The following is an 11,535-nucleotide window of genomic DNA, read 5'->3' on the forward strand; positions in this document are numbered from 1 at the left end:
AGATCCGCAAAAACGGGCACAAATATATGCTGATTTACAACGTGAACTTATGCAAAAAGGACCTTATGCGTTTATCTTTCAACAATATAGCGTTGTCGCGATGACGCCTGATGTCAAAAAGTGGGTTTGGAATAGTGCACCGCGTATTTTTTATAGTGCAATTGAAAAATAAGAGTGTCTTTTTAATGTTGTCAAAGCTAAAAAGAGCTTAATCATAATTGTATGATGAAAATATTCTCCCATATAAAAGCTCTTCAGTTTTTAAGGATGAAATTGTGAGGGATGTTTGTGCAGTAGCAGTATATAATTAAGATCGTTTATAGGGAGCGATAAATATAGAAAGTTATATTGGGGAGGATCTTTATTTATAGTTATAGATTCTCTGCATCCAGAATATAGATTGATGTATAAGAAAATTATTTTATAGATGCTTAGTTTGATGAAATGAAATTGATGTCTAATGCTATGCTATTTAAAAGATGAAAGAGCAAAATCAAAATCACTTTGTGTGAAAAGGTAGAAGAATACAAAAGGAAGAGATAAAATGGGAAAACAAAGAATATTGAAAAATTTTTCTATTTTATTAAGCTCAATCGTTTTTTTTAATGGGGCTGTAACATCGGCATTCAGCGCTTCATCTAAAGATATATTGGTAATGGCGTGGAATATTGATTCAATTAGTAGTTTTGATCCAGCGCAAACTGTTGAGGTTGTGACGAGTGAGTTATTGACGAATATTTGCAGCGCGTTAGTGCAATATGACGAGCATGATCCTACAAAAATTCGCCCTGCTATGGCAAAATCTTGGGACGTTTTAGATAATGGCAAAAGAATAGTTTTTCATCTTCGTGATGATTTAAAGTTTAATGACGGAAGGACGGCTACAGCGCAAGATCTGGTATGGTCGATGCGACGGATTATTAAATTAGGATTAAGCTATGCTCAATCTTTAATGGATTATGGGTTTACCAAAAACAATGTTGAAACAAATATTCAGGCACTTGATGATAAGACTTTACAATTAAAATTAGATAAACCCTATCCTATTCAGCTCATATTGACTGTTATTGGACAATCTTATGCTTCTGCTTTGCTTGATCGGGAAACAATTGAAGCACAGAGTATTAACGGTGATATGGGGAATAAATATTTAGCAACACATTCAGCTTGTGTTGGACCTTATAAATTGGTGAGCTGGTCTCCAGGAGATAAAGTTGTGTTAGAGGCGACACAGCATTATTGGGGCGATGTGCCTAAAATTAAGCAGATTGTTGTGCAGCATGTAGCGGATTCATCAAGTCAAAGACTTCTTTTGGAAAAAGGTGATGTGGATATAGTGCGTGATCTTTCTTCAGAGGATATTTTAGATCTTGAAAAAAAGGGAGAACCAGTCAAAATTAGTCGTGTTTTGCGTCCGCAGATTATTTACCTATCGTTAAATAATAAGAATGCAATTTTTTCGAATGAAAAGGTCAGACTGGCACTTCGTTATTTGGTTGATTATGAAGGTCTTGGAAAAACTGTTTTGAAAGGAATTGCTATTCCTAGGGCAACTTATATGTCTTTAGGTGTTCCAGGTGCTTTAGATGAAAAAGAAGGTTTGCCTTTTCAGTTGGATTTGAAAAAAGCAAAACAACTGATTACTGAAGCTGGTTATCCTAATGGGTTTAAAGCTAATCTTTTAGTTGGAAGCCTTAGTTATATGTCGTCTGTTGCACAGTCTATTCAAGCCAATGCACGCAAAATTGGTGTTGAGCTTACAATTGAAAAAATGGCACAAAATCAATTGTTGAGCCGTGTACGTGGTGGAAATTATGATACTGCACTTATGGGGTGGGGGAGTGCTGATCCTGATGGACATCCTGCTTCATTAAATCACGTGTTTAACCCTGATCCAACATTTACAAAAAAGCACAATATGTATTTAGCTTGGCGCGCTGGGTATTATGATGAAAATATTAATAACATGGTGATGGATGCTTTGTTTGAGCAAGACCCCAATAAGCGCATTGTGCAATATCGTACTTTACAGCATTATGTGTTAGAGCATGGTCCTATGGTTTATTTATTTCAGACATATTATACCGTTGGTATGGGACCTGATGTCAAAAAATGGATTTGGAACAGTTATAGACTTTATTACAATGAAGCAGAAAAATAAAAGAAGCATGTTATAGAGAAGGATTGTAGAACATGCTTCATAAGAGGTTGTTTCGTTATATAAAAAGAGGTATTTGCTTTATGTTTTGTCGCTACAGAGGGGATTTTTATAATGGTTTTGCCACTTTCAGAGACTGAAAGAGCTGTATCAGAAAAGCAGAAAAAATTATTTTTATGGGATTTTTTATGCAAAGGATTGAAACTTCTTATTTCAGTTTTTATCACATTGCTTGGGTTGGTGACGATCACTTTTTTTCTTGGTCATCTTCTTCCTCTAGATCCGGTTCTGTCTATTCTTGGTGATAATATCAGTCAGGAAGCTTATGATGCAATGTATTATAAGCTGGGTCTTGATAAGCCGTTGATTGTCCAATATTGGAAGTATCTTCATAATGTATTTTTGTTTGACTTTGGAGATGCTTTAACTTCTGGGCGACCTGTTCTAGCCGATATTATGCGTGTATTTCCTGCAACATTAGAGCTTGCAACCGTTGCTATTGTTATTGGCACAACTCTTGGAATTCCATTTGGTGTTTTTGCAGCAATGTATCGCGATTCATTTATTGATTATGTTGTCCGTGTTTTTACACTTGTAAGTTATTCTACTCCAACGTTTTGGCTCGGATTAATGGCGTTGTTAATATTTTACGCTAAGCTTGGCTGGGTTGGTGGCCCAGGACGTATTGATTTTCTTTATGAATATTCTTTTGAACCAAAAACAGGATTTTTCCTTTGGGATACGGCAAGCCAAGGACAATGGGAGGCTTTTGGTAATGTTTTTAGTCACGTTATTATGCCTGCTTTGATCTTGGCTTTCGGTGCTATGGCTTATATTAGCCGTATGACTCGTGGGTTTATGATTGAGCAGCTTAATCAGGAATATATCATTACTGCACGTGTAAAGGGATTATCGTGGGCGCGAACCGTTTGGGGGCATGCCTTTCGAAATGCTGCTGTTCAAATTATTACTGTTGTTGCGCTTTCTTATGCTTTTTTATTAGAAGGGGCTGTTTTAACGGAGACAGTTTTTGCTTGGCCTGGTTTTGGACATTACTTGACAAATGCTCTTTTAGCCGGAGATATGAATGCAGTTGTAGGATGTACTTTACTTGTAGGATTTATCTTTGTCGCCATTAATTTATTTTCTGATTTGCTTTATCGCATTTTTGATCCAAGGACACGTTGAATATGACAGTAAGTAATCATCATAAATCGCAATCATCATCTTCTTTGGGTAGTTGGTTAAACGATCCTGTTCCAAACTCCATAATTCAAGCGAACATACAAAGAATTTATCACGCACTGGCTAAGTTTTTTCATAACTTTTCGGCTGTATTCGGTCTGCTTATTATTTGTATTATTATCATATGTGCATTTTTTGCTCCTTGGATTGCTACGCATGATTTTCTTAGCAATGATCTAGGGCATCGGTTGCAGCCACCCTCTATGGCGCATTATTTTGGAACAGATGAATTGGGACGTGACATTTTTAGTCGCCTTGTTTTTGGTTCCCGTATTACTCTTTATGTTGTTTTTCTTACAACAGTTATTGTAGGTCCAATAGGGCTTATTGTTGGAACTGTATCTGGTTATATGGGCGGATGGGTTGATACTGTGCTCATGCGTATTGTCGATATTTTTCTTGCTTTTCCAGGTTTGATTTTAGCTCTTGCATTTTCAGCCGCATTGGGACCGGGGATTGAAAATGCTTCTATTGCAATTTCAATTGCAGCATGGCCGCCAATTGCACGTTTAGCACGTGCTGAGACTTTGACAATACGTTCTTCTGATTATGTTTCTGTAGTTCGTTTGCAAGGGGCCTCTGCTTGGCGAATTATTTTGTTTCATGTTGCGCCCATGTGTATTCCTTCAGTGATTGTACGATTAACTTTGGATATGTCTGGAATTATTTTAACGGCTGCTGGTCTTGGTTTTTTAGGGTTGGGAGCTCAACTTCCAAGTCCTGAATGGGGTGCGATGCTTTCTTCAGGGCGGGAATTTATGATGACAAATTGGTGGTTGGCGGCAATACCAGGCTGTGCAATATTATTTGCAAGTCTTGCTTTCAACCTTTTAGGTGATGGTCTTCGTGATGTATTGGATCCACGCAATGGGTAATAAATTATTAGAAGTAGAAGATTTACGTATTTCTTTTCCTACAACGCGCGGCATTTCAGAAGTTGTGCGTGGCGTTAGTTTTTCTGTTGGAAAAGAAAAAATTGGAATTGTTGGTGAATCCGGATCTGGAAAATCGATGACTGGGCGCGCAATACTAAGGTTAAGTCCAAAAGCAGCCATTGTTAAAGCTAAAAAAATGCGCTTTGAGGATGTTGATTTATTGGCCGCAAGTGAACCTCAGATGCGAAAAATCCGTGGGAAACGTATTTCAATGATTTTACAGGACCCCAAATATTCACTTAATCCATTAATACGGATCGGGGAACAGATTATGGAGGCTTACCGTATTCATTATCGTGTTTCAAAAGCTGAAGCGCGGGAGCGCACCATATCTATGTTAGAATCTGTTCATATTCGTGATCCTGAACATGTGATGCGTCTCTTTCCTCATGAAATATCTGGGGGGATGGGGCAGCGTGTGATGATTGCAATGATGCTCATTCCAAAACCTGATTTAATTATTGCCGATGAACCAACATCTGCGCTTGATATTACGGTCAGACGGCAAGTTTTATCCGTATTAGATGAACTTGTTACAAAGTCTGGAACGGGACTTATTTTCATTAGTCATGATTTAAATATGATTGCTGATTTTTGTGATCGTATTTTAGTGATGTATGCGGGCCGTGTGCTAGAAGAGTTGCCTGCTTCTGATTTGTCTCACGCTTGTCATCCTTATACAAAGGCGTTGCTCGCGAGTTTACCACGGCTTGATAATCCAGTTGATATTTTGGCTGTTCCTGAGCGTGATCCTGATTGGTTGTATAATCCTACGATTGTTAATGGTGTTGAGGAGGTTCCTCATGACAAATTGTGAGAATATTATTGATGTTTCTAATTTATCTGTAACTTTTGGTCATAGGCATAAGGCAGTAACAGTTGTTAAAAATGTTAATTTTCATATTAAGCGTGGTGAAGCTTATGGTTTGATTGGTGAATCCGGATGTGGAAAGTCAACTATTTTGAATACATTGGTGGGGCTTATTCCAGATTATAGTGGAAAGTTTCTTTTTGCTGGACAAGAAGTTGAAAAGAAAAGAAGTAAGGATTTTTTACGCTGTATTCAAATGGTTTTTCAAGATCCTTATGCTTCGCTGCATCCAAGAAAAATGGTCCATACGGTTCTTTCTGAATCGCTCAAAATCCATGGGATGGATAATCAAAGAGAGCGGGTAGAGGATGCTTTAGATTCCGTTGGTTTAGATTCTTCATTTCTTTATCGTTATCCTCATGAGTTGTCTGGAGGGCAGCGTCAGCGTATTGCTCTTGCACGTGCTTTAATTATTGAGCCAGAGGTGTTATTGCTTGATGAGCCAACATCTGCATTGGATGTGTCGGTACAGGCTGAAATTTTAAACTTGTTGAAATCATTGCGCGTGAGAAAAAAGCTTACTTATTTAATGGTATCCCATGATCTTGCTGTTGTTGCACATATTTGTGAACGTGTTGGAATTATGCATAAAGGGATTATTCTTGAAGAGCTTAGCAATGATGAATTGCGTAATCTACGTGCGCAACACGATTATACAAAGGAGTTTTTTGAAGCAAGTATAGAGCCTATTGTCCATAGAGAGCAAAGAGCATGATCCATTTTACAGAAGAGAAAATGCAATTTTATTTGTTTTGAAGTTTCTGGTGATGTTTGGCGGTATTGTTAAGAGGGAAGGGCATAATAGGATTTTTCCAGTATGAATTTGCTGGGCAGTGTTTGAGCTATAATATTTTAAATCCTACTAGAACTCCCATTTTGAAATATACGAGTGACTTATAACATACATCCCTTTGTTTAATATTGTTACATTATTTTTACTTATCATTTTATGTTCAAAAGTTTTATTTTGGCATTTAAAGCATTAAATTTGTGAGAAATAACAAAAGATAGTAATACTGTATTTTCTAGAAAATCTTCACATTATTTTTCAATATTATTTTGTTTTTGGTTGTTCTCTTTTTACAGTTTTATTCTTTATAAAAAGAATTTTTTGTAAAAAACATTCAATGGTCAATGACAGTCTTCAAATATTTCGCTGTTCTCTATTTAAAAAAGCGCTTAAAAACAGCTTATAATAAGCCAAAAAGGCAGCAATATGCTGCCTTTTTGTTAAATTGAATGGGCTGTTTTTTACAGTCGTTATTTAAAACTGATAGCGTATTCTTCCTGAAAAGCTTGCACCACTTATACCAGTTTTTGAAGCTTTTGTTGATAGCTGACATCACCATGAAGGGAGAGGTTAGCGGACAATTGTGGCCCACCTTCAACGAAACTTCCCGAGGGGCACGTTTATAATTCTTATCGATATGGAGTGTCTGATCATCACCAAAGGTTTTGATCAAGTTTACTTTTCCATAGAAAGACATAGGACGGCTGTTTTCAGTGGCAATGGTTTTTTTCAAACGTCCACCAACACGGATTATCCATTGAGAAGGATTTTGCATGTCAATGGTCAGATTATCAGCATCTTTAATGGTATCAAACATCAAATGTTGATAGGCAAGTTGTGCCTGCGGTTCGAATGCTACGCCTTGGATACCCGTTGCAAATTGTTTGCCAACAGTTGTGGAGATCGCCAACATTTTTGCATTTTTCAATTTTGCGGTTGTACTAATGAGGGCATTGTGATCTTTCCCTTTAGGAAGCCATAGGATAACAGCGTATCAAGATAGAAACCACTGTCACGCTATTTACTGCCTTAGGCGGTGAGTTGAAATGACCATTTATTCAATATGCTCTTACTTGCTGTCTTGCATATTCTTTGGAGTGAAGGAGAGTTGCCCGTAGGTTCCGAAAAGACCAAAATGTATTGTAGATATTTTTCCTTTCTGCGCGACAAGGTTAACAGCTCCTTGTAGAGCAGCATAGCGAAGATGAGCACTGCTATAACCATATTTACTAGGAGCACTACTTATCAGAAAATAAGCTTCCTGTTTTCCATAGACGTATAAGAAGAAGCCATTCCGTTTGTCTTATTCTTTCCTTAAGACATCTGTTTTTTCAACTAACACACCAGAAGAACTGTGAAAAGAATCCGATAGTTTATATTTATTGGTGTAAACTCTGATGCGTATATCCATATTTTATCTCACAGCCAGAAAAAAAATCCCGTATCATATTTAACTGAAATGTATTCTCGTACTTTTTTCTATTTTCAAAATTAACTAAAATGAACTCGGGAGTAGCGATACATATTAGAGCTAACACTTCTGCCAAATCGAATCTCTCCGATAAAGTAATCGTCACACTATATGGTACGCTATCTTTTTTCATACACTCTATGTTATGCACCCACTTTTGTTTATATTTTTTACTGTCTAGATTTCTTATCTCTGAAATAACATCTGTGCCTATTTGTATCCCTAAAAAGAACGGATTACTCTTTAATAGCTTCAAATATGGTTGAATATAGATGTGCCCCCCTGTTGCAATCCGAAAATATTTTTTACAAATGAGACACATACAAGTATATTTATGAAGTAAATCATAATCGAGCTCAAAAGGCTCTCCACCAGAAAGAATAATAAAATCAGATTTTATGTCATTTATTGTATATAAAGATTCAGGCAACGCATCATCTCTCACCATACATTCCATCGAATACGGACAATGATTGCAGCCCGCACTGCAATTTTTATTACAAATTACAATATTATCGCCCATGAAATTTCTTATTCAAGTTCATATAATCCAATACTAATTGTTTCATGAAAATATTTTGGTATAGACAAAGATCAGAAATTTTTTTAGCCACAAACGCTTTTATCATTGGTAAAGCTTCATCCTTTGATATAGACAGCAAATGAGAAATATAGTCTATCCGTTCTTCTAAATTGAGAGATAATCTTGGACTGGTGAAAAATGTTAAGATATCCAATTCCGGACTGGCTTCTTGACATAAATCCCAATCCACTACCATAAAAGAACTATCAGGAGTAACAATGATATTATCAGGATGTAAATCTCCATGTGATAAGATTATATTCTTGCTTAATCGATCTTGAAAGATCTTATTGATTTGATCAATAATCGCCTTTTGATGTAGCAAATCCATTTGGCTCAATACAGTACCCCGGATAAACTCCCATTCGACTACTTCATCGCAAAGTGTTATCAAATTTGGTGCAGGATAGAGACTTTGTCGAAAAGAGCCATCCTTGATGTTTTCATTAATGCACGATGCTTCCGGATAAATTTGCCCATAGCAAAACTCTTGATGCTTGCGTTTCAAGAAATGTTGTTTTGACGATTGTGCATTTTCAGGCTGTAACCAAATGATTTCTTGTTTTCTGACAAAAATAATTAAAGCAGACACCCCAAAAATCACAGCCATAATCACTGCCAACCACAAATTAGCTTGCCAGAATGTTGAAAAAACATGACCGTATAAAAAACTGAATGCAAAGGATACAACAGCTGTAATAATGGCTGTGAATGATAAAACAGTCGCGATAGCTTTGGGATCAATCAGTGAATTTATAAGAAGAGACGACAGATAAGATCGATAAGCAGATTTAAAAACACATAGCAGTAAAAATCCTAATATAAGAGCCGCAATGATTTGAAATGACATGAGAAAAAAAGCAATGGTTACCATACAACCAATCATTAAGACGGGGAAAATAGGATTTTGAAACTTTGAAAAATACTTCTGAAACAATATATTGGAACTTGCTGAAAAAAAATTCCCAATGATAAAAATAATCGAAACCAAAATAGCAGGTTGAAATGGCAAAAAATCAGAAAATGCGATAGAAACAGTTCGATTATTAACCAAAATAGCAAAAGCTGAAACTGCACTTAAAAAAATAAGAGTGAAGCGATAAGGATTTTTGACTTCTTTACGGCTGGCGCACATAACTGTGAAAATATTCGGATGAGCGTTGATATGAAAACTATCTAATCCCTTCGTCAGTTTTGAAAACATAAAAATAGCAAAAATTAATGAAAGGACTTGAAAAATCACAGGCAATGCAGGATGCACATAATAAAGTATTCCCCCTAAAAAAATAAGTACCGTTGTCACACTATAGGTAACAGCAGCCACTTCGGACTTAACGGAAAACAGTGTGCGATGCTTTGGTACTACAGAAAAGAGTAAACTATCTTCCGCACCTGAGAAACAAGCGGCTGCTAATGTAATACACAACAAATAAGTGGCGTAAGCAAAATATGCATAATTCATAAAAAGAGCTAAAAAACCGCAAAGAAAGAAAAACAGCCCAGTATAAATAACGCGCTTACTTCCATAAACATCTGATAATAAACCCAAGGGGACTTCTAAGATCAAAGGAAGCAATAAAAAATAACTACCGATTAAAACAATATCCGCTTGTGACAAATGCAATTTTTCCGACAAAAAAAGTGGTAAAACAGCAACCACTAGAGCAGTAGACTTGCTAACACTATAAATCTTAAATTGCTTAACCTTATCCACAAAACACCTTCCCACGACATCCGCTACATGCGCCAGATTCTTTCAAAGATTTTAAAACGCTCTGAGCAGACCAATCTATTGCCTCATAATTTTGTAGATTCCCAAAAGCTTCTGAATAAAAGCAATTTTTTAAATCTCCATTATAGTCCAATACCAAGGATGAAAATGGAAATAAACACATTAACGGCGACGAAACGTACATAGAATTTTCGCCTAAGTAATAATTAATACAATTTACAAAATTTTGTGACGTCCATGAGATTTTCCTTTCTTGGAACTTTTTATCTATATAAATCTGGAGGGGGGATTCTTTCCTTGATAATTCATCTCTCAAATGAAAAAGTGAAGTGTTTGGCGGAAGAGTTTTGTTTCTTAAAGCCTTAGATCGATCCTTTGTATTATTTTTTCTAGAAAAACTAAATGACGACGTATCGAGCGGGCTGAATCCGATATAATCGACATCTTTGCTTATACAAAAATCGATAAAATTAATAATATTTTCTAGAATCTCTTTGGTAACTGTCGCTCTTATTCCTATACTTTGCAGAGGTTGAAGATTCTTAACGGTTTCAATGTTTTTCCACAAGCGATCAAATTTATTCGCCCCCGTATATCATAATATCCTTGGACACTAGTCGAATCCATAGAAATAACAATACTTTATTCAGGAATCTCTCATCTTTAAAAAATATATGAAGAATCAATAACTGAATAGGAATGTAAAGCTATATGGTGGGCGATGAGAGCAAATAAAAAGCAAGTAAAATAAAATAGTTATGTCTAATATGAGGGAATAGGTGAATCTTGATTCTATTGAGTTTTTTTGCCTCTATCCCTCATCTTTTTGAAGCTTTTTTATGGCTTCAAGAGCAAGTTTTTTACGGTCTGCGCTCTTTGTGTAAAGAGATGCCATAGCGTCATCTGTCCAGCCAAAAATTGCTTTGAGTTGTGATACTGTTGCACCAGAGTTAGCTGCGCGTGTTGCTGCTAATTTTCTCAAGCCATGTGCTGATTTTTTGATTTCTGCTACGTTACAAGCCTCACGAAAAAGGTTGCCAAAACTTTCTTTAACTAGTTTTTTACCTTCTTTACCACAAATGAATGTTTCTGCTCCAATAGGACCTGCTTCAAGCGTTTTGGCTAATTCTGGCAAAATTGGGAGAAAGACATCTGTTTGGAATTTACTTTTCTCTGTTTTAAGATGAATGATGTTATTCTTTACATCTTTCCAGCCAATGCGGACCGCATCACCACGACGCAAACCCGTATACAAAAGGACATCAATCCAAACGCGTTCATGGGTACCATGGGACCATCTTTGATAATACTTCTCAACATCTTCTTCTGTCCAAACAACAAATCCATCTTTGTTGTTAAGAGCTGGTCTTCTTACTCCTGTTGTTGGATTATTTTCTAAAAGACCTTGATCAATTGCCCAATTAAAAAGTCCATTAAGGGCTTTCAGAAAGTTTCTAGCCATTGCTGGTGTTTCTTTACGCCGTTCAACACCGGCTATAATATGCTTCTTTTCAATTGCTTGGTATGGAATGTTTCCTATAGTATCACATACCTTCATAAGGATGAGTTCTTTTTGTTTTTTTGTAGCTTTAGTGTAACTATGCCAATTAGAGCTGTTAAAGTATTGTTTAAGCAGCCATGCAAATGAACCTTCAACAAGTTTACCGGTTTTGGATTTAGGAAGTATAAGCCCTTGTAACTCGGCAAGTGCGCTTTTGTAGTTATCAACAAACTCTTGCGTTCCATAGGT

Annotated in this window: 8 protein-coding genes and 2 pseudogenes; 6 read left to right on the top strand and 4 right to left on the bottom strand. The window is 36.4% G+C overall.

All coding sequences use genetic code 11. The features are described 5' to 3' along the window. The 6 genes and pseudogenes from ACFILL_RS08195 to ACFILL_RS08220 form a co-directional block, all read left to right on the top strand. Positions 1-172 (top strand): annotated as a pseudogene (locus ACFILL_RS08195) (ABC transporter substrate-binding protein); the annotation flags it as partial. A 372-nt stretch (positions 173-544) separates the two neighbouring features. Continuing rightward, positions 545-2,161, top strand: a complete 1,617-nt coding sequence (locus tag ACFILL_RS08200; RefSeq protein ID WP_375643698.1) for an ABC transporter substrate-binding protein — start codon at positions 545-547, stop codon at positions 2,159-2,161. A gap of 111 nt (positions 2,162-2,272) precedes the next feature. Next, positions 2,273-3,346 carry an ABC transporter permease gene (locus ACFILL_RS08205; protein ID WP_375631682.1) on the top strand — a complete coding sequence of 358 codons (1,074 nt, stop codon included), beginning with the start codon at positions 2,273-2,275 and terminating at the stop codon, positions 3,344-3,346. A gap of 2 nt (positions 3,347-3,348) precedes the next feature. Then, complete coding sequence (locus tag ACFILL_RS08210) at positions 3,349-4,278, top strand: ABC transporter permease (RefSeq protein ID WP_273790732.1); 930 nt, start codon at positions 3,349-3,351, stop codon at positions 4,276-4,278. Next, positions 4,271-5,155: an ABC transporter ATP-binding protein gene (locus ACFILL_RS08215; RefSeq protein WP_273790733.1), complete on the top strand. Its 885-nt coding sequence runs from the start codon at positions 4,271-4,273 to the stop codon at positions 5,153-5,155. The genes ACFILL_RS08210 and ACFILL_RS08215 overlap by 8 nt, the downstream gene beginning before the upstream one ends. Next, positions 5,142-5,924 carry an ABC transporter ATP-binding protein gene (locus tag ACFILL_RS08220; RefSeq protein WP_375631680.1) on the top strand — a complete coding sequence of 261 codons (783 nt, stop codon included), beginning with the start codon at positions 5,142-5,144 and terminating at the stop codon, positions 5,922-5,924. The genes ACFILL_RS08215 and ACFILL_RS08220 overlap by 14 nt, the downstream gene beginning before the upstream one ends. Positions 5,925-6,473: 549 nt before the next feature. Here ACFILL_RS08220 and ACFILL_RS08225 read toward each other — a convergent pair. From ACFILL_RS08225 to ACFILL_RS08240, 4 genes and pseudogenes are all read right to left on the bottom strand, one after another. After that, positions 6,474-7,302: pseudogene (locus ACFILL_RS08225) on the bottom strand (autotransporter domain-containing protein); the annotation flags it as partial. Between the two features lie 76 nt (positions 7,303-7,378). Further along, positions 7,379-7,993: a hypothetical protein gene (locus ACFILL_RS08230; protein WP_375643701.1), complete on the bottom strand. Its 615-nt coding sequence runs from the start codon at positions 7,991-7,993 to the stop codon at positions 7,379-7,381. Then, a complete protein-coding gene (locus ACFILL_RS08235; protein ID WP_375643702.1) occupies positions 7,983-9,767 on the bottom strand; it encodes an MFS transporter in 1,785 nt (594 codons plus the stop codon). The genes ACFILL_RS08230 and ACFILL_RS08235 overlap by 11 nt, the downstream gene beginning before the upstream one ends. A gap of 829 nt (positions 9,768-10,596) precedes the next feature. Further along, the coding region (locus ACFILL_RS08240) for a tyrosine-type recombinase/integrase (RefSeq protein ID WP_375637847.1) at positions 10,597-11,535 on the bottom strand (939 nt) is incomplete at its 5' end.

The organism is Bartonella sp. AP20NXHL (assembly GCF_042196165.1).
Lineage (GTDB): Bacteria > Pseudomonadota > Alphaproteobacteria > Rhizobiales > Rhizobiaceae > Bartonella.

Coding starts and splice junctions, on each gene's coding strand:
- ACFILL_RS08200 (WP_375643698.1), top strand. CDS start 545: ATGGGAAAACAAAGAATATTGAAAAATTTTTCTATTTTATTAAGCTCA.
- ACFILL_RS08205 (WP_375631682.1), top strand. CDS start 2,273: ATGGTTTTGCCACTTTCAGAGACTGAAAGAGCTGTATCAGAAAAGCAG.
- ACFILL_RS08210 (WP_273790732.1), top strand. CDS start 3,349: ATGACAGTAAGTAATCATCATAAATCGCAATCATCATCTTCTTTGGGT.
- ACFILL_RS08215 (WP_273790733.1), top strand. CDS start 4,271: ATGGGTAATAAATTATTAGAAGTAGAAGATTTACGTATTTCTTTTCCT.
- ACFILL_RS08220 (WP_375631680.1), top strand. CDS start 5,142: ATGACAAATTGTGAGAATATTATTGATGTTTCTAATTTATCTGTAACT.
- ACFILL_RS08230 (WP_375643701.1), bottom strand. CDS start 7,993: ATGGGCGATAATATTGTAATTTGTAATAAAAATTGCAGTGCGGGCTGC.